Source organism: Paenibacillus sp. FSL R5-0407, assembly GCF_038009185.1.
GTDB lineage: Bacteria > Bacillota > Bacilli > Paenibacillales > Paenibacillaceae > Fontibacillus > Fontibacillus vini.
Map to the genome: position 1 here is coordinate 671210 of NZ_JBBPAX010000002.1, position 22958 is coordinate 694167.

20 protein-coding genes are annotated in these 22958 nt (G+C 38.8%); all 20 read right to left on the bottom strand.

Annotated elements, in window-relative coordinates; all coding sequences use genetic code 11:
- Window positions 1-39 precede the first annotated feature (39 nt).
- Window positions 40-1374, bottom strand: a complete 1335-nt coding sequence (locus NYE70_RS22110; RefSeq protein ID WP_341048241.1) for a restriction endonuclease subunit S — start codon at window positions 1372-1374, stop codon at window positions 40-42.
- 47 nt (window positions 1375-1421) lie between these two features.
- Window positions 1422-2951: a type I restriction-modification system subunit M gene (locus tag NYE70_RS22115; RefSeq protein ID WP_094248420.1), complete on the bottom strand. Its 1530-nt coding sequence runs from the start codon at window positions 2949-2951 to the stop codon at window positions 1422-1424.
- Between the two features lie 107 nt (window positions 2952-3058).
- Complete coding sequence (locus tag NYE70_RS22120; protein ID WP_157741957.1) at window positions 3059-5035, bottom strand: N-6 DNA methylase; 1977 nt, start codon at window positions 5033-5035, stop codon at window positions 3059-3061.
- Between the two features lie 311 nt (window positions 5036-5346).
- A complete protein-coding gene (locus NYE70_RS22125; RefSeq protein ID WP_341048243.1) occupies window positions 5347-5841 on the bottom strand; it encodes a helix-turn-helix domain-containing protein in 495 nt (164 codons plus the stop codon).
- A gap of 512 nt (window positions 5842-6353) precedes the next feature.
- Complete coding sequence (locus tag NYE70_RS22130; RefSeq protein WP_094248237.1) at window positions 6354-6548, bottom strand: hypothetical protein; 195 nt, start codon at window positions 6546-6548, stop codon at window positions 6354-6356.
- 229 nt (window positions 6549-6777) lie between these two features.
- Window positions 6778-7164: a hypothetical protein gene (locus NYE70_RS22135; RefSeq protein ID WP_094248238.1), complete on the bottom strand. Its 387-nt coding sequence runs from the start codon at window positions 7162-7164 to the stop codon at window positions 6778-6780.
- Window positions 7146-7337, bottom strand: a complete 192-nt coding sequence (locus NYE70_RS22140; RefSeq protein WP_157741958.1) for a hypothetical protein — start codon at window positions 7335-7337, stop codon at window positions 7146-7148. The genes NYE70_RS22135 and NYE70_RS22140 overlap by 19 nt, the downstream gene beginning before the upstream one ends.
- 193 nt (window positions 7338-7530) lie before the next feature.
- Window positions 7531-8319 carry a YgiT-type zinc finger protein gene (locus NYE70_RS22145; RefSeq protein WP_341048246.1) on the bottom strand — a complete coding sequence of 263 codons (789 nt, stop codon included), beginning with the start codon at window positions 8317-8319 and terminating at the stop codon, window positions 7531-7533.
- Between the two features lie 1127 nt (window positions 8320-9446).
- Window positions 9447-9674 carry a DUF3006 domain-containing protein gene (locus NYE70_RS22150; RefSeq protein ID WP_341048248.1) on the bottom strand — a complete coding sequence of 76 codons (228 nt, stop codon included), beginning with the start codon at window positions 9672-9674 and terminating at the stop codon, window positions 9447-9449.
- A 4-nt stretch (window positions 9675-9678) separates the two neighbouring features.
- On the bottom strand, window positions 9679-10875 hold the full coding sequence (locus tag NYE70_RS22155) for an MBL fold metallo-hydrolase (protein ID WP_341048249.1): 1197 nt from the start codon (window positions 10873-10875) through the stop codon (window positions 9679-9681).
- A gap of 89 nt (window positions 10876-10964) precedes the next feature.
- On the bottom strand, window positions 10965-11840 hold the full coding sequence (locus NYE70_RS22160) for a hypothetical protein (RefSeq protein ID WP_094248243.1): 876 nt from the start codon (window positions 11838-11840) through the stop codon (window positions 10965-10967).
- Between the two features lie 25 nt (window positions 11841-11865).
- Window positions 11866-12459: a hypothetical protein gene (locus NYE70_RS22165; protein WP_094248244.1), complete on the bottom strand. Its 594-nt coding sequence runs from the start codon at window positions 12457-12459 to the stop codon at window positions 11866-11868.
- Window positions 12460-13171: 712 nt separating this feature from the next.
- On the bottom strand, window positions 13172-13741 hold the full coding sequence (locus NYE70_RS22170; RefSeq protein WP_341048250.1) for a hypothetical protein: 570 nt from the start codon (window positions 13739-13741) through the stop codon (window positions 13172-13174).
- Window positions 13742-13922: 181 nt separating this feature from the next.
- Window positions 13923-14972, bottom strand: coding sequence for a hypothetical protein (locus tag NYE70_RS22175; RefSeq protein WP_341048251.1), 1050 nt, complete (start codon window positions 14970-14972; stop codon window positions 13923-13925).
- A gap of 41 nt (window positions 14973-15013) precedes the next feature.
- On the bottom strand, window positions 15014-16945 hold the full coding sequence (locus tag NYE70_RS22180; protein ID WP_341048253.1) for a hypothetical protein: 1932 nt from the start codon (window positions 16943-16945) through the stop codon (window positions 15014-15016).
- Between the two features lie 128 nt (window positions 16946-17073).
- Window positions 17074-17844: a hypothetical protein gene (locus NYE70_RS22185; protein WP_341048255.1), complete on the bottom strand. Its 771-nt coding sequence runs from the start codon at window positions 17842-17844 to the stop codon at window positions 17074-17076.
- Between the two features lie 161 nt (window positions 17845-18005).
- Entirely contained in the window at window positions 18006-18152 is a 147-nt protein-coding gene (locus tag NYE70_RS22190; RefSeq protein WP_341048257.1) for a hypothetical protein, read from the bottom strand.
- Window positions 18153-18665: 513 nt separating this feature from the next.
- Entirely contained in the window at window positions 18666-19685 is a 1020-nt protein-coding gene (locus NYE70_RS22195) for a hypothetical protein (RefSeq protein WP_341048259.1), read from the bottom strand.
- 187 nt (window positions 19686-19872) lie between these two features.
- A complete protein-coding gene (locus NYE70_RS22200; RefSeq protein ID WP_341048261.1) occupies window positions 19873-20478 on the bottom strand; it encodes a hypothetical protein in 606 nt (201 codons plus the stop codon).
- A gap of 777 nt (window positions 20479-21255) precedes the next feature.
- Window positions 21256-22824 carry a 23S rRNA (uracil(1939)-C(5))-methyltransferase RlmD gene (gene rlmD / locus NYE70_RS22205; protein ID WP_341048263.1) on the bottom strand — a complete coding sequence of 523 codons (1569 nt, stop codon included), beginning with the start codon at window positions 22822-22824 and terminating at the stop codon, window positions 21256-21258.
- Between the last annotated feature and the right edge of the window lie 134 nt (window positions 22825-22958).

Consider the following 22958-nt stretch of genomic DNA (forward strand, 5'->3'; position numbering starts at 1 on the left):
TTACACCTCCATGATAAGTATAAAAGGAAAGGGGAAAGGCTAGACCTTTACCCTTAATTTCCCTGTAAGTAAGAGTTGCATAAGACCTCTCTTTTGTTCCTTTATAGATACAACTTCTTTCTCAAGACAATCTATTTCATTGCCCGCATTCGTTAGTACCTCAGCAATTTTAAGTTGCTCATGCTTGGGTGGACAAACTACTGGAATGTTGAAAAAGTCACTTGCATCGACATTCAACAATCCATCATTCCTAACACCAGTATTTATCACTTTGCCTAAATGTCTATTCATTTTTCCTGATGCAAAGTAATGCTTATAGAACTCAGTTTCACCCTCAACGATCTGAAAACTATAATAAATATTTGGTACAAGAGCCTCTTCATAGTCTTCGAGTCTAAAAATACATCCACAAGGGTACGTTTTAGAATTACCTTTGTTATAGGCAAATTCGTTTTTCTTAATCAATGTATATTTCGATAGATTTTCACCCGCAATAACTTTACTAAATCTATCACTTTGATTAAGAAAACCACTTAACGAAGAAATCGTTAAAACAGGCTTATCTTCTTTTCCTTCATTTTTTCGCTGAATCCTTTTCGAAATCTCTTTTAACTTTTTTACCGTCCATTCTTCGGGGAGTATTCCTGCTTTTGTGTCCATATAGCCTTCTGGCACTTCGCCACGACTAATCATTGCAATACGATCTTGTACCTCCTCTGTAGTACACCTCTCCCTATCATTCCACCTGATTTGTCCCGTCAATAACTTCTGCATTAATCCTTTTCTTTGCTCTTTTTTCAGTTCAATTAGTTTTTCTTTTAGTTCGATTGCTTCGTCCCAGGTAGACAATACATTCGCAATACCCTTTTGTTCATTAACACTAATGGGAATTGTGACTTCTGTTTCTGCAAACTCCTTTTGCCCTAAAGTTTTATTTCGACCTGCTCCACCAGGGGATGCTAACTTCAACAAGTGTTTGCCCTTGCTGGATTTAAAGAAGTGCGTAATAAAGTCAATGCTTAGTTTACTTTCAACTGGTCTGTACATTGGGAATCTATGAGACGCAATAAAACCTAATTCTCTATTTGTCGTTTTTGCTACTGCCATTTCCCATGCAAAGACAATATTGACTATAAAGCAGTCAGGCTCGATCCAAAAAACTGATTTACCACCTAAATCCTTTCCAGTAATGCTCTCTTTATAAAAGATTCCTTTCCCATGTGAACGTATTCCGATTTCTCTATAAGTTTCATCATCTTTTACATTCACGGGATTTTTCAATCTCACTAACAACTCGTTAATCTTATAAACACTCCAGCCTTCAGGAACATGTTTTTTTCTTGCAGATTGTCTCTCTTTAACTTCCATACTCATTGTGCTACCACCTTTAACAATCATATTGGATAGAAGTTATATTACACTTACAACCCAAGATCTTTTAGATACTTTTCCATCTGAGCTTCAGCATGAGCAAGTTCTTTTTTTATTTGATCTATATTCAACCTTGTTTGTCTTATATCAATTTCTTTTTCTTCTTCATACGTATCAACATATCGAGGAATATTTAAGTTATAATCGTTCTCGACTATTTCATCACTCGAAGCAACGTATGAGTATTTATCAATTACTTGGAATCCTTCATATGTGCTAATAATTTTTTGAATATCCTCTTCCCTGATTATATATTGGTTAATTGCTTTATCATAATTGTCTTCTGAAGAAGCATCAATGAACAGTACATCTTTACGCTTACGATTTTTTTTGAAAATCATAATACATGCAGGAATACTTGTACCAAAGAATAAATTCTCTGGTAGACCAATTACCGCCTCTAATAGATTCATATCTATTATTTGTTTTCGAATTGCTCGCTCACTCGCCCCTCTGAACAATACCCCATGAGGAAGAATAGTTGCCATTCTGCCATTCTCAGCTAATGAATAAAGCATATGCTGAACAAAAGCATAGTCACCATATTTCCCAGGTGGAACCCCCCATTCAAATCGTTTATGCTGATCCAAACTCGCCGCCATTTTAAATTTTTCATCAGTGTTTCCCTCACCTGCAAAACCTATTGCCCACTTATCGAGCGAAAAAGGCGGGTTGGCAACGATTACCTGATACTTCATCAACTTACCGTCTTCTAAGTGAAGTGGGTTTGATAATGTATCTCCCCATTCGATTTTTGCATCATCAATACCATGCAAATACATGTTCATCAGTGCAAGAGAGTGAGTTTGTCCGTTCCGTTCTTGCCCATAGATAGCGACCTTCTTGGATGGAACTTGATTTGCCACCTTTATCAGCAAGGAGCCTGATCCGCATGTTGGGTCATAAATGCGATCATTTTCTTTTGGCTTAACCAATCGAGCCAGCAGTTCCGACACCATCGAAGGCGTAAAAAATTCCCCACCTTTTTTGCCAGCATCAGAAGCAAACCGTTCGATCATAAACTGATACGCATCACCAATGACATCTTCACTACCGACAATGGAAGGCTTCAAGGTAAGCTTATTGAAGTCTTCCAGCAATGCACGAAGCATCGCATTTCGTTCTTTTGCTTTTCCAAGAGTGGCTTCACTGTTAAAGTCGATATTACGGAATACACCACGCAGTTTCCCTGTGTTCTCGTTCTCCAAACGTTCCAAAGCCTTGTTGATGATTTCACCAATCTCCGTATCCGTTCGTTTACTATATAAATAATCGAAAGTGGATAGTTCATCTAATACGAAACGTTCTCTGGATAAAGCACGTTGAATTCGATGTTGATCGCCATCATAACGTTTTGTATATTCCTCGACATGTTCTTTGTACGCATCGCTCAGATACTTGATAAACAACATAGTAAGGATATAATCCTTATATGTACTGGAGTCAATTTTCCCCCGAAATGTATCCGCCGCTTGCCATAAAACTGCATTTATTTGCTGTGAAGTCACTTGCTCACTCATCCTTGTTCCCCCTATGAACTTTTCCGTTTTTTCCATAAACCAGCTCTTCAATTATACATGAAAGGAAGGGAAGGGAGTATGCCTCCCCCTCCTAACAATTTTCGGGATTAATCATTTTTCACATAAGCATCTGAGATACCCATCATTTGATAGCTATCCGTGTAACTTCGCTCATGCTTAACCTTGGCTTCATCCATCGCCTTTTGGTACAATTCATCAGCTTGAAGCAACATCTGGCCAACTTCTCGTTGCTGATCAAATGTAAGTTTCGGCATCTTAATCGAAGCAACATCCTTATGGCTGAGTACCGTGACTGTCGTACCTCGCTGATACGCTTGTAAATAATACTGTCCGATTGGACTTTCCAGGAATGCTTTAATGAAATGAGGTTCATACTTTGCTCGATCTGACACCCGAATCCGAAGAAAGTTACTCGAAAATACAAGTGGTTTCTCTTGGATGTCTTCTGGTGTCACAACAGTCATTTTAAGCATCGTTCCTCGACTGGATAGCAAGACATCACCTGGTTCAAGTTCATAATTTCTTGCTCGCCTTGAACTTAAAGTGACTCCCTTCAATCCCTCAGCAATGATTCGATCCTCCTTAACGTTAGCCAGATTAACCAGATAGTGCGTTGCCTCTGACTCCTCGCTTTCATCTTTGGTCGGATTGATTCCTCGTTCAACATCAGCAATCTCGCCAAGCAAGACCTTAGGAAGCTCCGACTGCTCGTATTTCTTTCGGTTAATATTTGCATTCCCTATCCTTGAAGAAACCTCTGCTTTTTCAAAATACCTCATTGGATGCAAACTCCAATCGTTGTCAGCAAGCTCGTTAATCGGAACAATTCGACTATAACCCTCAATCTGCTTATAGTTCTGATAAGCATGAACAATATCTACGATGTCAGACTCCCGCAGAACATTCTGATTCCGAATCGCTTTTCCATAACTGTCCTCGGCATTAATAAACTGTATTCGATCCTTCATTGCATCAGGTTTGTTCTTATTTATCACCAGCACAGCTACAGGAATACCTGTGCCGATAAAAAGATTCGCTGGCAAACCAATGACTGCTTCAATCAGATTTTCTTGAATCAAGCTGGTACGAATCTTCGCTTCAGATGCCCCTCTGAATAGAACGCCATGCGGAACTATAACCACTGCCTTACCATCCTCTTTGAGAGATGCGATGCTATGTAGAACAAATGCCATGTCCCCATAAGACCGACTCGGTAGGCCATAACGAAAACGTCCATATACATCTTTTTCTGCTTCTTCATATCCCCAGTTACTCAATGCGAATGGCGGGGATGACAGTATCCCATCAAACTTCATTAATTGACCATCATCATCCTTTAGTTGAGGGTTCGTGATGGTATTACCGAGTTTCACATCTGCGGTATCAGGGTACATACCATGAATAATTAGGGTCATAATTCCTAGTGCACGAGTCTGTGCATTGATTTCCTGACCGTACAGTTTAACTTCACCTTTGTTCAATTGTGCATATTTATTTGCTTCAATAAGAAAACCATTTAAACCTGAAGCGTGATCGCATATCGTACCACTCGACTTATCAAGTAGGCGTGGAAGAAGCGTCGTGATACTCCTCGGACTACTTGCTTCTCCTCCGTAAGCACCTTCCCTAGAAACGAAAGCCTCTAGCAAATCTTCTAAGTACCTTGTTACTGTTCCAGTCAACGGATTAGGGTCATCATACAACTCTCGATTGAATGATTGACGATTTAGCACCTTATCTGCAACCTTGAATAAGCTCAGATCATCCTTAATGCTGTCGAAGTTAAAGATTGTAAAGACATCCTTTAATGATGGATTACAGTTCTCGAACTGCTGGAAAGCCATATGAAGCTTTTTACCAAAATCAATACCATTAGAAGTGATTGCTTCCCAGGAATGACTTTCGGGAATAATAAAGCTGTGATTTGTGTTTTCACAAAGAAGCTTGTAGGTCAACATTGGCTGTAGATAGTGCCTTATCTCAGTTGTTTGCATAATGCCTCTCCAACTATCCCCAATAACCCACGCATCTTTGTCAGCCTCATTCATTAACGTTTTTCTCATTATCATCCTCGCCTTTCGTTTTTAATTACTTTTTTTGTGTATTAGCAATACACTTTATATGGATTCATTGATAAATCCTTATTCGCATTTCCCATCTGTTACCTATGCTATCATGTCGTCAATTCTTTGTAAAGTGTATCTATGATACTTTTTTTGAATATAAAAAATCCATTTTATCTAAATTTTATAAACCTACTGATTGCAACGGGATTCTGATTCAGATACGCCAAAGTATTCATTGATCCAATTTTCAATATTAAAAATAGAGATGGGTTGCCCCATCCCCTCGAACCTTTTTATCCCCCGCTTTACTACATTGCAATTTTTAATTCATCAATCAGCTCAGATAAAACGTACAAATCTCGTACTTTTGTTTGTTCTTTCCATGGGCAAGTAATTACATGATCATTGATCTTCACAAAAATTTCCTTTATTTCCCTACTCACTAGTTCTCCATCAAGCATGAAATCGTTTGAGATCATCATTTCTTGCAACGTATTTTCCATAGTCCTTTCTTTCTCTACATCTTTGAAAGCTGTTTTTAGGGCCTCGTGATATGGAATATCCAGTGCTTCGCAGATCTGAAATATTTTCGAGATGGACGGCGACTTTCTTTCTCCCGATTCAAGTCTGAAAATGTATGAGGAACTGACCCCGCTAATATCCTCCAGCTCCTTGAGTGAATAGTTCCGCAGTAACCTAAAATGTTTAAGTAATAGTCCGAAGCTGTCCGAGATTTCTATCCCCTTCCCTTTTTCCGATTCATCCTCATCCAAATGCACCTGCTTCTGATTGTCGTCATTCATTTTGATCGACTCCTTTTTCAATTCTCAATTAAGAATCCTTTTTTTCTATTAACGCTGTATTATAAGCAAATCTAACGTTCATGATTACTTCATTAGTACAACAATTAGATTTTTGGATAGCCATCATAACAGTTGCAGATAGCTCTTAATAAACGGATTCGCATATAATTCCAATCGTGTTTAGGTTGTAACTCTATGAGAGTAAATATGAACACTTTCTCTCAAGCGATCTCTCCTCTGAGCAAGTATCCCTTTTGGCAAAATCAATTATTATCTATTACAGAGCTAGTTACCCCAGAGTCAGATTGTCTTGATCTCTAGCAATTTACGTAAATATTTCATACAACATTCATCAGAAATATGATCATCTTCATTTCTTCACAGCGAAAACTCCAATCTCTATCACTACACATCTTATAAACCTCATAATTTGTGCATAATTCTTTAGCAAGTCTTTCATAACTATTATGAGGTAGGTTCACAACTTGGCAGATAACAAGCACTGCAATCTCCTACAGATCACCAATTTCTTTGAGATGCCCCCTCCATTCCTTACCTTCCCTGCACCACTTCCAATCATTACTTTGATATGGATCCCCCATCGTTTTTACAACTTCCTCAAACGTTCCTCCATATCTATCTTCGAAAAAGCATATCATATTCACTATTTCTTTGATTCTCTCTGTATTATAAATTTGATCGTCCAATGATAGCCTCCTCTTCGATTCCGACCTCAGTACCCTTTGCCAGTTTTAAGGCCTAGAACGTTGCTTCACAGCAATTCACAAACGCAAATATCATATTGCATCATATCTCTGCTATTCTCATACAGCACGACAGGATCAAATTCCATTATGAGTTTGAATGTTCGTGTCGGATAGACTGAGGTTACTTTCATTTTAGAACCTCCACAACATGTCTAGTATAGGCTTAAAATCAAGGATAAAGCGGTATGCCGAGCTTCTTGCGGCGGTAAACCTCATAGGAGTTCATGTCTTTCTGCAACACCTTAATTTCATAAAGCGGAACCTCCTCAGATTCTTGCAGATCGTGAGTAATTTCGAGCAAATCGATTAATCTTTGCTTCCATTCTTTTTTCTCCGTTTCATAGAATATCGTCGCAATAATCGTATTAAAAACACGTTCAAGTTTGAGTTCTTTTCTCATCGCATAATAAGTCCAAAACTCTTCCTTGCTTTTCATGAACCACATCGCAATGAACCGATTCTTTCTATAGTTGTCTTCTATGCCAGCAATGATTTCATCAATCGATTCCCCCGCAAAAAAGCTCTCTCTCCACCAAATCAAATATGAATCAAACATATATGATGTCCTCCCATCTCATTTGCATCTACAGGAATTTTAGAAACAGGCGAGTTTACTTTCAAATATTGTAGTGCATCCTGCGACAATTTTAATTCTCTAGTTCCCATTTGCGGGATCTTAGTCTCAAATTTACAACTCTTTTGGGGTAATTCTTTCTTTACCTTAACCAAAAATCGTTCCCTCCCCTCTAATTCAACTCCATATTCGTACTATTACTTCGATTTCCTTTTGAGTTCTTCAATATACTTTAGCAATCTCTGATTTTCCTTCGAGACAGAGAAGCTCATATCAAGCACCTTCATGTCTTTTCTATTCGGATTTTTAACTTCACGATTTCGTCTCAGCGGCAATCTAACCCCCTCCTCATTCTTCCATAAACTGCTCAAGCTCATCTGCACTAAGTTCAGACGGTTCCTTGCCAACCTGTTTGCAATAATTAAACAATGCACGAACCTTTACTTTTGAGGATGAAGGTATAGCGAAAACGCCATCTTGAAAATCATCTTCAAGTGCAAGTTCGATGCGATCCTTCTCTTTTTCGAGATCCCGCCAATCAAAGATGTCTACAGCTTCGGGGTGGGCGTCTATTTCAAAGTCGTCAGCAAGATGACCAAAACAGTTTTCATATGTATCGCCATACTGTGATTGAAACACCTGGATCCGTGCTTTAATCTTGCTCAATCTTCCTTCAATCGTCTGATCACTTGCTTCCTTCATTTGTCGATGCCATTCTCTTTCAAATGCAGATGCGTGGATGTGATATTGCATTCTTTCTTTTATCAAATCAGCTTCGTCTTCAAGCAATCGCTCCAACTCACCAGGGGAATAGTCGGTATACTTAGCGACCTCTTCCATTTGCATCCCGCTATCGGCCATCCTTCTGACAACCATTAATATACCGATCTCGAAAGCTTTTTCATATGCAGATGCATACGCCTTATATTCTTCCCAATTGAACTCAGCTACATTGTTCTTGTAAGCATATTTTAGTGCAGCATCAACGGGTAACTTTGAATCATATGACTCCTTGTTGCATTGCGAACAGAAGTAATGTGGAATGTTATGAATGACGATTTTCCGAGTACCTACGAAAAATTCATTCGAGCCGACTCTAAACTCTTTGGTTTTGCCACAAGTACAAATAGATTCCATTGTCACATTCCTCCTCTTTTCTCCTGATTCTTAGCCAATTGCTCTTTTGAATATGACCGTATTTTAACCCCTCCTCGTATTACCCTGATCTTACTTTCGACGTTTATCCGAAAATATGTAGATAACAATTACGCATCCTGCACCAAGCTAGAAATAGGTCCAGTTATCATTTGAACTGCTATATGATTCTGGAAATAGCTCCAAAACAGTAGCAGACCTCACCAATAACCCCCCCAAAAGACTGAATACTCCTGTTTCAATATAGAAAGTATTCTTTGTTTTTGTTCTTCAAATTCTCTCCAATCAAAGTTGTCCACTGCTTCATTCATTCTATCAACCTCACTATTTGTAAAAAAGAGATCCCAAGCCTTTCAGCTTCTCTTTGTCAGGAGCGCTGACTTTAGACAACAGCATCAAATTTATGACTATATGCAATAATAAAAAACCTGCCGATCTAATGACCGACAGGTAATTTCAAAAATATTTTGTTGGGTTCGTTTCGAAATATACACATTCGAATCCCCTCAATTTCGATTAAGTTGATTTTATTTTTTTAGTATAGCACATTTCCCGTCCTTAGTACGTGAAATAAAGTTGTTTCATTGTGTAATATTAAACCCTATGCCCAACTCTTCCTACTCCTCTTCCATTTCACGCCATCATTTCTGGGAACCTCCGTAGAATTTCTGTATAACAGTAATCACACACAATGATATTCTTCTCGACCATCCCAATGAACTTCGCCTCTACTCTATAACTAGCCCCTTCTTCAACTGTCTCTGGCAACAGACTCTCATTACATACCGAACATCCCCCTCGAAGCTTCATGTAGCAATCCAAACAAAGCGCTCCTATATCATTGATCATGTGATTGAATAGCATCTCTGATTCATTAGAACAAAACGTGCAACATTTCATATTCTTCATCCTCCATTTTGTTTCGGAAACGCAAAAAGACCGCAGACTTAACCCGTTTAAAGGTTTTTGTCTGCGGTACTTCCGCAAATCCGATCAATATTTATTTGATTTTAATATACTTGATAACCATAGTATACGCAAGATTTTTTTGCTGTCTGACTGTTCAAGAAAAGGAATCCGTCACTTCCCAGCATTAGCACAACCCATCACTAATCCTCCCAAACATCCTTCATCAGCTCTTTTATTACCCCAACTCTACTTTTCGTTTCATCATCATCAGTCACCCATTTGCCATCAATCAGGATCACTGAATCTCCAGGCTCAACGGCACTGTCCACTTCCGATCTTGCAAAGTCCTTCGTTACTCCGTTTATCTCAATGACAACGAATTCGCCTTCAAATCGATCAACTATCCCCTTCATATCTATCCCTCCCATTCTATCATTCACATGCTATGCCATCGCCATCCCTATCTAGCTTTGTGGAATAGCCAGGATCGCCTTTGTGTAACGGAGCCTTCCCAGCCTCTCTGACTGCTGTACAGTTCTTGTACACCACATTATCTTCCTGCTTTTTCGGAACTTCAGTCGGCTTTGCCGCCGCTTGCTCGGATGGCTTTGCAGTCGATTTCGATGGACTCCCTCCACCCGATGTCTTTACTGTTATTTCCTTGCCATTCGTTGTGAAAATGATATTTCCTTGTTCGTCATTCCGATATATCTTGATTTTCTTAGCGTTTAGCCGCTGAAACACCTCAGAGGTTGGATGACCGTATTTGTTGTCTATGCCGACCTGGATGACAGCATATGTTGGTTGAACAGCATTTAAGAAGGCTTGGGTTGTAGATGATTTTGAACCATGATGCCCGACCATCAAGACATCAGCCCGTAAATTTGCATTGGAGCTAATCATATCTTTTTCGGATCCAGCCTCAGCGTCACCTGTGAGCAAAAAGGAGGTAGAGCCGTAACTAAGATGAATAACCGCACTCATTTCATTCGTTTCATCGTACTGATTGACAGGAGCAATCATCTTTACTGTCACATTCGACTCCCACTCAAGTGTTAAACCTGCTTTTGCTGTGGTAATCTTCAATCCCTTCCTTTGAATTGCTAATAGGACATCTTCAAAGGTCTTTGTATTAGACTGTACCTTCGGCATATAGATCTTGCCAATATCGAAATTATCAATGACCGCATCCAATCCGCCAATATGGTCGGCATCGGGATGAGTTCCGATCAAAATATCAATTTTGTTAACCTTCTGTTTCTTCAAATAGGCTACAATCAATTCCTCTTTATCGTTATTGCCTGCATCGATCAACATTGTCTTACCTGATGGTCCAACAATGAGCTGAGATGCGCCTTGACCTACATCAATAAAATGAACAGCCATGTTCCCTTTCAACTCTTCGGGACTCGTCGCTTGTTTTGATTGAGTTGATTCTTCACTCGATTTAATCAAATTAATAGATGATGTTGTTGTTTCTGATACCGATTGCTGAGTAGTTGACTTTGTTTCGGCGACCTGTTTCACATCTGCATTGTCATTGCCATGGATTTGCTGTACGATCGAATTTGTTTGAGTACAACCGACAAGTAAAACAATAGACATGATCATTGCAAATGTTAATTTCATTATTCTTGTAATCAAGATTCCCCCCCTAAATAGCTATCATCAGTTTTTTATTGCCTCCTCCTGATCGGAGTTTGCATTTGAAGCATCTTCTACATCTGATATTTTGATCGTAAACTCTCATTATCAATGTGAATATAATTCTTGAAGTAGCCATTCTCCCGTTCCATATATTTAGGATGTTCAGATAGATAGAGTTCAAAATGTTTTTCTAATGCATGTGTCTCACCGTATAGCTTTAAGTCTTTAAGCCCATCATGTCTAATCAAATGTTTGATTATTCGACCAACAGATTCGGGATAATCTTGTTGTAACATATACTCCTCTATTGACTTCTCGAATTTTCTTTCAATGTAATCTTTATAATTAATTTTTCCTTCATGAATATCCCGAAATTCTATATATGCTTCATCCATTTCAACTTTACTTACGTTGTTTACCTGTCTTAATTCTTTTGTCACATCAAACAAATAATCGATATGCCTTCTTAACAGCGGGAGATTGGCATTTAACAAACACTCAATTTCTTCAGAAAACTCGATCTCATTAATATGCTTGATTATAGACTGTGGCAACTTGGTATCATTCCGCCAAATTTTATCTAAAATCTCATCCAATTCAATGTTAATCTGATGAATCCCCTTATGTACCTGTCTTGCAATATGATCAGGAATATCCAACTCTTTTTGAAAGTGTGTTCTCCCTAAACTTATTTTTTGCCCGCTCTTTATATCTCTAAGTATAAATTCGTATCGTAACGACTTTCCACAGAGGCAAGTAACCCCCTTTTTAACTCCCCCGTGATCGACATAGCCATCAAAGAAAAAACGTTCAGTTCCTTTATAAGAAGCTAATACATTGGCGAAATATGATTGTTTTGATAATCTTGAGAAAACGTGTAAAGCATTTCTTTGGCTCTTCGATAATGATCGGATAATTGCTTTCCGCTCTTCTTCTGTAAAGTACATCTTTATATCTCCTCTCGATGTAAAATCAATATCCGAATATCTCCTCTAATATCCCTATGTGCTTCCAACTATCGATGAGCATCAAAGACTGAATCAAATCAGCACTCTTCTTAAAAGATTCTTTTAGATTTTCGTCAATACTTTCAGGATGAATAAGTTGAAAATACACCTTCAACCTAACCATTTCATACACCGTATCCGTAGGATCCTCATCCACTTGCGGAGAATAAATCATTAATTCACCTTTATACGAAACAACCCCTAAGCCAACTTCTGTTGCGAGATCAATATCAACTCTGTCTTTTATCCTGTAAAATGCAAGATTGCTATTGCTCTGAAATTGAGTAGTGAATACAGCTTCAATATCGTCTAACTTCCCTTTCTCTTTCAGTAGACTCCTTGCTTGTTCTAAAGCACCACTATTCCCTTGAAATAAGTCATTGCTACTGGTTCCAAGGAAACCACCCAATGAATAAGTATCAAACTCATTGTCCATTACAATCATCGAAACTATCTCAAAATCAACATCCTTAACCAATTCAGACGCATCAATTATTAAATCAATATATTTTTCAAGTGCTCCAACATCCCTCTTCTGAAAGTAAACCAATTCCCCCATATCTCTTCCCCCAATTATGTATATTTCCTGTTAGTTATTATCGAATTATATTACCGTTTTTTTCATTTGTATAGGCATATAATAGAGACTATTTTTCACACGCATTTATAAAAAAATATTGAAAAATTATTGAACTGAAAAACTGCTGTTCTATACAATCTGCCGTAGAAATCCATTTTGAATCACATCAAAGCAATCGAAACAGACAACGCAATTCTTTTCTCCCATGCCAATAAATTTTGCCCTGAATCGATAGTTTACATTTTCTTTTATCTCAGTGGGCAATAAGCTCTCACCACAACATCCGCATGATCCATGTAATTTTAAGTAACAACCAGCACAAAGAGATCCAATCTCATGTACAGGGTGATTAAATAGCATCTCGCCTACTTCAGAGCAGAACGTGCAACATTTCATCTTCTTCATCCTCCAAATTGTTTTGGAATACAAAAAAACCGCAGACTCTCCCCAAAAAGGGTTTGTCTGCGGTGCTTCCGCTTCCGATTCAATATTTATTTCAAATTCACTATACCAATTGATTCAAAAATATTCAACTAAGTCTTTTCCCTATCTTTCCACTAGCCCCTTTAGCATACCGATTACTATAATCTTCCAGATCACTTTTTATTCCCTACTATATGATCCGCAGTGGTGGATAAGTAGCACAGAGGTAAGTTTTTGGGGGCATAGGTGAAAAGAAAAGAGCTATACATCACGCTCTTCTAATTTTTCCTCTTACTATTATTTTTACTTTATCAACGGATTCATTGAACCGCTCCTTACTTCGAACTTTAAAACCACAATTAATACATTCCCATACATATTTGCCCCACAAAGACGTTCCCCAAAAGTCTTTCTCTTCTTCTAGCTCTGTTTCACAAACTGGACAAAGTGGTGGAGTTTGAACATCAATTTTTTTCAAAATACTCTCGATTGATTCTTCTTCGAGTCCTCTTCTAAATGGTCCTTCGGAGCCTTTCCTTATTCTCCATTTAACTCCTTTATACTCATAATGCCCATAGTCTTCCCAACCACCGTAAGGCCTTACAAATCCAATCAGAGGATACCTCTTATTTTCTTGACCAAGATTTTGAATCCTTTTTACAATAAGCACCATAATTCCTATCAAGGCTAACAACGTACCTGATACAATCCACATCCAAACAGGGATCTCCCACTTGCCTTTTTGTATTATCGAAATTGCACCAGCTATAGGAGGTAACGCAATAATAAATGTGACTATTATTTTTGCTACAACACCTGTTGCAACACTTTTCAACATTCGAAGAAACCAATTCTTCATTTATACCTCCATTCGATACTCGATCCAGTATACCTTGATATTATATTCGCTTGAAATTCTACTCAGTCCCTTTGTGGCAAGTTGAGTATAAAAGCTATTTCAACGATCAGCGTAAATTGTCCCAGTAAAGATCCCAACAAAACCAATGGAATAATTCATATTATACTTTTCCACGATTGAATTTCGCCAAATAAGGGTTACTTAGCAATTTGCTATTTTTCCGTTCGTCCTCCAACAACGCACTTATATAAGCCTCGATTTCTATGAAGCTCATTTCAGATTTATATCCTTTGGATCCGTCGAGCCACTGTACATTCATTAGTCTATCGAAAGTTGCTTCACAAGTACGACGAGGAAATTTCCCCAAGGATGAGCTAAAAAAATTCGAATGAGTGGTGTAATGATGTGAATGAATAAATTCATCCCAAGTTTGTCGAAGATCTTCTTCAGACCTTATATCGATGATTTCTATTTCTTCAAGATTTCTCTTTTCCGCTGTACCCCACGCTTCCTTCAGTAGTTCTATTGCAGAAATATCAGTTTTTGGTGCACTGTATCCAAATATAGTGAACATATATGCCCTACTTAGATAATGCTTCGTAACATTCCAACTATCTCTAATAAATGAGTCATTTGTGTAGTCCTTTTCTTTAACAGGGTATAATAGTTTTGTTGGCTCAAATGGTTTGCCACAAATCGAACAGAAACCCTGTACTAATCCGCCTCTTTTATGTTCCTCACATAATCCAACATAAACATTACCATGCAAAAAAGATAATTCAGGCAAGTTGTCGGTCATCTTAGAAACTCTGCTATATGCTTGAAGCAGTAAAGGATCCCAATTAAAAGTCGCAATCAAATCTTTCTTAGTAAGACCAAGAATCAAAAAATCATAAACTGTTGGTTCTTCTGGGATTTCAAAATTGTAAAAATAATCATATATACGTTTTTCCAATTCAGCAGTAATCTGTTGACACTCAGGGCGACTATTCAATTCAGAGTAAATATCCTCCAAGTTATCGCTATTCGTCCTCAAATTTACTTTTTGAATAGCATCAGCCATACCTAATTTTTCTATAAATCCAGCCATAACTGATGTTTTTTTATGATTTTTATCACCGTTAGGAATAGCGGCTACACTTGCTCCCGCTCCAAGAAGGACTACGTGGGGGCGACTTTTCATTATTGCTTCAAAGTTTTCTATTCCCATTACCGCACCTCAAATCTTTTTTGATTGATAACAAAAACGTATTACCTTTCATCTAACACTGGTTGTTTAAAATCCATAAATTTGATCAACCCATCATAAAACGAGTCGAATATCATTACATTTGACAATGATTCATGAACTCTTTTATCTTTTGTTTCTCGAAGTAAATCCATTGCTACTCGAAATCTATAGTTTTTCTCCCCATCCCCCCAGTATTGCAAAGGTTTTTTCCAAGTTTGTTCGTTACACAGCTCTGCTTTAGAATTCTCATAGTACAATGAACGACTTTTTTCATAGTAGTTATAGTATTCTGAGTCGATTAATGAAAGTATGCTTTGCAATATAACATCTTCAATACCATCAGTCGTTCCGAATATTCCTTTTATATACCCAACCATTTCTGTCTTCATCTCAAAACACTTGCTTTTAAACTCTTCTCCTCCAAGTTTTTGAATAGTCTCATATAGATTAAAGTTATAATAATTCCCTAACCTATTTACAGAGGCTCTCACTATAGATGGATTTGTACCAAGAATTTCCTTCTCTAAATCCGCCAGCAAATCATAAATCCGACTTTTGGTTGCCCCTCTCTTCTCACTAACTACATCTTTGCATTGATTGAGCTTTACTAGTATCTCATCAGTAATGCTATCTTTCTCAAGTAAATGTATTTTCTCTAAAAGATCCATTAATTCTTTCAAGTATTCTGAATACATGTTTTTCAAACCATTTTCGATCAACCCAAAAAACTTCTTTTTTTCCTGAATATACTGTGTAGAATCAATTTTGATTATTTTTTTTGAAGAAGAGGATGTCTCAATACCATGAAATGAATTGTAAAATACAATGTTATTTGTATTGAAATTAATTCCTACTCTGTTTATCGTATCAATCGCTTGTTGTCTCTTTATTTTTTCACCCCTAGACTTTTCTCCTTCAGCCTCTGATTCTTCAGTTAACTGGCAATCTCTTTCAAGACCAACAAGGTACACTCTATTTTTTAGATCATTATTTTCTTTGATAAGAACTTGTTCAAGTATGTTTAAAAGGGTTACTTCTCCCCCAAATCCACCGATTCTATCATGCATTAAAGAAATGCTGTCCTTTTTCTTCATTGCATCCTGAATATCTTTTCGTTCCCCCACATCAATACCCCTTGTATCAATTACTCGATTAACAAAGCTTGGAAGGTTCATTTCAACATCTTTTCTACAAAGATCAATATAAATTTTATTGGGTAACGGGCAATTTTCTAATCTGCCATCATTTATATCGTCAAAAATTTTTTTCATCCATTGACTGAAATCATTCTCCTCGTTGAAATATTCCGTTTGTGTTCGGCTTTCATAATTTATATACTTCAGTATTCCTGAAGTAAGCAAATTGAGTAAATCATTCTGATCGATTGTTTTAGAATTTGAGGCAAATTTCTCAAGAATATATTCAAATTTATCTTCGTTGCTTGTAAATTCAGAAGGTATCTGTATCATATTTTTTATAGCTCTACTTACTTCTACAGAAGGTGCTGAATCAGTTTCTGCATTACGCTTAGGAGAAATAGCTTTGACATATTCTCTTACCATTACACTAAATTCATCTGCACTAACTGGTTCTACTGTAACCTTACTAATTGTTCCTTCAACCTGAGTTATTACAGTTTCACAAACCGTAGTACGTCCAGGAGCTGTCTTCAGGAGCAGTGCGTCTGAAGGTTTCTTGTTTTCCATAAATCCATCTTTGTCAACTAGATTAAAAAGAGTGCAAATCGCAGTTGATTTTCCAATTTCCACCTTACCATTGAAAAATATATCGTATTTATCTACTGAGCAAATTTCTTTTATCTCAGTCACACGATCCCATATGTGATTTGCTACCTTTTGAATAATATAATGCTTTTCAACGCTATCACAAATTAGTTTTGATTCAATAAGTAATTGGTCACATAATGTAAGTACACTTTGTCGTTGTATCATTATTTTCATACCAATATGGTATGATTCACCTCCAATAATATTTTATCTATCCTCGACAAAATAGATTTATTAGTTTCAACCCCTGAGATGTGGTGAATCATAAGGGAGTGAACAACACTAAATGTATTTTAGACAAAGCTGAATCCATAAACATCGCAAGCTTTTGGTCCTGAAACATTTCCATTCAAGACCATATTCCATAAGCAAACAATGTCTTTATGTTTTGAAACGATGGGTTGAGCTTGTGATAAACTCTGACATTTCTTAATAGTTTGCTTTACGGTAGTTGAGTGAAGTGGACAAACAATACTTAGGTGTTCATCAAAAGCCACAGGCAGTGCATCAACTTGTTCTTTTTCAAATAAGAATGCAGAAGCAATAGTAAACGCATCAATTTCATGCTCTTTTATTAATCCTAGAGATGAAAACTCCTTCGAGTTATAACGGTTTTTCGGTTTAAATCTGCCCGCACTGTAGCCCTCAAAAACATACAATGGGGTTTCATCTCCCCATTCATCCTTATTTTTTGTCGCTTTCATGGGATTGTTTTTCAAAAATTCTTCGTTAAACAATAACTTGCAAATTGCCAATGCCTTCATACTTGCTGAAGATGCCACTCCTTGATACCATTCATAGCCTTTGGCGTTACTACTTTGTGAAGATTTTTCTTTCTCTATATCAAATCTTGCTTTCATACTAAATTGAACTTGACCTTTTACCACTCTTGTAGTTGGAACAGGAATCCACATAGGAGCTTCAATACCTATTGCTATTTGCTTCCCCCTATCAGCTAATATTGAAGCAATTAGGTTTGAAATGGAGCTGTTTTTTTCCATGACGTTCCCTTTTTCATCTATTTTTACCCAAGCAGTTGTCGATCCCTTTTTTGAAATATCCAATCCGTATATACGCATTTCTCACCTCTATGAAATTCGCTTCAATTCGACTTCATTTACCATATTATAACATGCCGATTCTAAGTCATTCTCAAAATCTGCAAGATAATTTCCGAAAAGACACCTTTTCAACATGAAATTGATTTATGTACAAGGGAAAGCATTTAGCTTGCTTCTCCCATATCAATCTTCATAAACTGATTCAATTCTGGAACGAAGAAGTATCCACAGCTTCGAAGCTCTTCTTTCATATCTTCAACAGCAATGTATATGTCTGCCGCTAATACCTCCAGCGATTCAAAATTTTCCAATCGCAAACACCTGTATAAAAAGTCAACACATTTGGAGATTCGACACTGATAAAACTGATGCCCGTACAAGTTAAGCACCTCCTCTTTTGATTTCTTCTATGTTGATTGTACGACATAACTACCAATTTGGTTCTCTAGCATGCTTGAGCTTTAGCCTTTTCAGGGGAAGGGTAGGAGATAGAAAAAGGAGGGTTTAGGAGAAGCGCTACCCCTAAACCCTCTTGCTCTATTCCTTGCTGACCCTTGTGATTACAGGCATTTTACCCAACTTCTCCTATTTTAACTCCGCTATTCCCAACATTTCCTGCTTTTCGTGGGAGATAGGTTGGAGGCTGAGATGAGTGAAATGAGCTATTTGCTCTAGGACGAGTTTTTCGGCGAATAAAAGTACGTGAGTTATGTAACAGCTACACATTGAGCAATCAATATGGAGTAGGAAGATCAAAACATCTTTGATTACCGACTCTATATTTTACGTTTTCTTTGCCTCACTCCGTCGGCTCAGTAACAACTTTACGATTTGCTAATGAATTCATTCATGGTTGTAATAATTGGTTTAAAATACTCCTGTGTTAGTTCTTGATAGTATCTCAGCATGAAGCTTCCTGCGGATTCATTTATATCATCTCTTCTTCCCCATTCCTTTGATGTTCTTAGTGGGAATGGAAGCAAGAAGATATTTAATGTTCGAGCCTCCAGTTGTATTTCTGCTTTTAAACTTGAATGAGTTGGGTGAACTGTCGATTGAAAAGTTCTAAATTCAGCTTCAGGAAAAATTTTTCCTAACACACGTCTTTTAGTCGGTATTTCACCCAAACACATCATGATTGGAGAATTTGTACTATTAAGGAGATTGCGCAAAATAGCAAGGCGTTTCTCTACATCCTCGGTATAGTTCGTATTGTCGTCACAGAACTCCTGTTCATATTTTAATGAAAATGCCCTTTCATATAACTTTGAATCCAAACCAAATTGTGTAGATGTCGGTTGATATTCAATTGGCCACTTTTTCATATCTCTTCTAGGCAATGGCTTCCAATCAGTAAGAGCAGTATGTAGAAGATCATCAGTAGAGGATTGAAATAGTGTTTGTATACGATCCTTGATTTTTCTGGCTATGTCCTTATCATCATTCATTAATCGAAACCAGTAATCTTTACTTTCTTTTGGTTGTTCTAATTCCAAGCACATCCTTGCAATTATCTCGTTAAATGCTCCCTTAGCTGGCTTTCCAGTTAACAAAGTTCTATCCCTTTTATATATGTAATCTCTGATTTTTTGACCACCTGACTGAGCATTTGGTTCCCAATAACCTTGTTCTCTATTTGGAGGACTGAGTGCGGAGGTAAGATTACCGTTGGAATCAAAGGAACCAAATTTTTCGACTCTAGCAACAATATTTGATTCCTCATCATGTCCACCCAATCCCTCTTCAATTCCAAAAACGTAAATCTTCGATTTCTGAAAATCTCCGAATCCAACATACGATAAAAGTGTTTGATACTGCTCTTTGCTTATGTGCCATTTCGTCATTCTTTTAGCTCCTTGTAGTTTTTGAATTGTCGAATATAACTACATTAAAGTATTTACTCAACAATTGATCTATTTCGTACTTATGCGAATTATCTCAGGATCATAAGTTGCTTACCATTTTTTGAACCATTTTCACAATAACGTCTGCGGATGATATATTTCAACTATCAAACCATCTAAAAACAAACTAGTCACATTCTTTTGAAATTAGTAACTGCTCTACGACACCCCAGTTGTTGTAAAATCTACTGCAATCATAAACTCCTTCTCGATCATCAATCCATTTTCCATGAATATGATTGACATAAAAATGATAATTACCGTTCGAATCGGTTGTTTTATGTCTTATCCACTCTTGAATTTCGGTTTTATTCAAAACAAGAACATGTAGCTCATTGTCAAAGTCCTTTACCACGAAAAAGTAAAGATCATACTTATTCAAAAGACTTTCATTAAAGGTAAACCACCCTGATGCATATCCTTCTTTTTCTCGAAATGACTTTGATGTTCGAATCAATATTCTATCTATGGTATTTTCTCCGTTTGAAATCGTTAGTTTCCCTAGTGAACGACTTCCATTTGTAAACTGCAATTGTGGATTCAGTTTGAACAACTGACTCTTAATATAATCACGCACATCATTAATGGACAATTTATCAACTTCTGAAGCCAAATCTGGTTGAGTATGTTGTAACTGATTCTTCAAAAGTGCTACCTCCTCTTTTAATATATCAATCTCATTTTTCATAGAACCAATCAGTGATAAGACTTTCAATTCAAAATCAGAATGCATGAACTATTCACCTCACTATATTTTAGGGTTGGATAATAATTCCTTGTAGGAATATGTTATCACAAAAGCATACAAAAAATCAAACATGATATTTACAAATATCTTTGCATATTAGTTCTATAATTCATCTATATTCGATCCATTAAAAAGATACGTTTTTACCTTATTATATCCTCAAAAACCGAATGGGATCTCTGACAATTGAGACGATCCCTTTTCACGCTTAATTCAAGTTCTTCTTAATGCAATTGTAAAAACACATGTCCTCCCTGTCCCCTTTTCCCAATACAAACAACTCAATCAAAATAGCAAAACCTATTATTATCCCTACTATGTGAACTACTCAAAAAGTCGTGTTACGCCACCATCCCCCACCAAATCGCCACAAACCCTTGCGCCACTTGGCTTTAACGCCTCTCACCCTAACTCCCCTGTTTCAACACGAGCAAATAAAGTCGTCCTACAAATCGGAGTAATATCGGGGGCAAATCGGAGAAAAACCGTGATAAAAAAGTAAATAAAGTCGAGTTAAAAGCAGGGGAAAAGGCAGGGTAGAGCAGGTAGAAAACAGGGATCAGAGGAAAAGAAATCGGAGTAAAAATTGGAGAAAGATATTGAGGAAAAGCTTGATAGAACAAGGGATTCGAGGAGTTTGAGTTCTCCCCTTCTCCCTAAACCCGCTTCCCTGATTTACAAAAGAAGCCGAGGAAAACAGGAGTGGATACCTGCGTTTCGCTCGGCTTTTTGATACGACTATTTAGGCTTTGAGATGACTATTTAAGCTCTGAGATGACTTTTTGAGATATTCACACCCTTATAAATCAAGGAACAAACCGATTCCACATGCACCGTATGCGGGAACATATCCACCGGCTGTACCTCCACCGCCCGATACCCGCCATCCTCAAGAATTTGCAGATCCCTCGCCAATGTGGAAGGGTTACAGCTCACATACACCACCCGCTCCGGCTTCATCTCCAGGATCGTCTCCAGCAGGCGCGGGTCGCAGCCTTTGCGTGGCGGGTCAACGACGATGACATCGGCTTCGATGCCCTGCTCTTTCCAGCGCGGGATGACATCTTCCGATGCGCCGGCCTCGAACGTCACATGTTTCATGCCGTTCAATTCAGCGTTGGCTCGAGCGTCCTCGATTGCTTCTTTGGCGATTTCCACACCGTATACGCGTTCAGCATGCTGGGCAAGAAACAGCGAAATGGTGCCGATCCCACAGTAAGCGTCAATGACGGTTTCGCGGCCAGTCAGTCCGGCGTACTCCACGGTTTTTCCGTACAACACTTCTGTCTGTACCGGATTCACTTGGTAAAAAGAACGCGCCGAAATTGCAAACTGCACATCGCCTATATAATCATAAATAACGTCACGTCCCCAAAGGACACGGGTCTCGTCGCCAAAGATGACGTTAGTTTGCTTGGTGTTCACGTTCTGGCAGATGCTCACGACGTGCGGGATCTGCTCACGGATCAAGCCGATCCATGCATCGGCATGCGGAATATCCCGGCCATTGGTGACGAGGACCAGCATCATTTCACCCGTGCGGAACGCCTTCTTCACGACGACATGGCGCAATAATCCGCGCCCGGTCTCCTCGTCGTAGGCGGTGACGCCCAAATCGCGGGCGATGGCCTTAACGCGGCTCACCACATCGTCGTTATGCTCGTGCTGAATTAAGCACGTTTCCATATCGACGATGCGGTGGCTGCCGCGGGCGTAAAAGCCGCCGACAAGTGCGCCGTCCGTGACGCCGACAGGCACTTGAGCCTTGTTGCGGTAGCGCCAAGGCTCCGCCATGCCCAGCGTCGGCAGCACGGTGATGCCGGGGCCGCGCTCAACGGATTCGGCGTCTTCGGCCGTGCCAGCTGCACCCGCCACGTGCAGCTTACCGATGCGCTCCAGCGCATCGACGACATGCTGCCGCTTCCAGGCGAGCTGCCCGGCGTAGCTCCAGTGCTGCAGCTGGCAGCCGCCGCATCTGTCGTAGATCGGGCAGGGCGCGGCCACGCGGTCCGGGCTCGCTTCAAGCACGTCAAGGAGCTTGGCGTAGCCGTACTGCTTTTTCGTCTTGAGTACCTTGACCCGGACCTTTTCGCCTGGAAGCGCTCCTTGCACAAACAGCGTGTAGCCCTCGGCCCGCCCCACGCCTTCCCCGTCATGGTTCATGCCGATGATGTCGATGACGACCTCGTCATTTTTCGCGACCGGCAATCCCTCGATTTGCGGCACATTCCTATTCTCCCCGCGCTGCCCTTGCCGCCCGCTCTCCGTCCGCTTCCCCTTCGAATCCCGCCACGCCTGCTTCTGCCTGTTTTGCCCCTGCTGTTTCGTCATACTCATTGCCTCATTTCTATCCGCTTGAATTCCGCGCTTGCTTTACTCTCATCTTAACCGGAACTTGCCCGTTTCTATCCCGCCGCCTCTAACCGCACAAACTTCTATCCGCACAAAACCCCCGCCGACAGGCA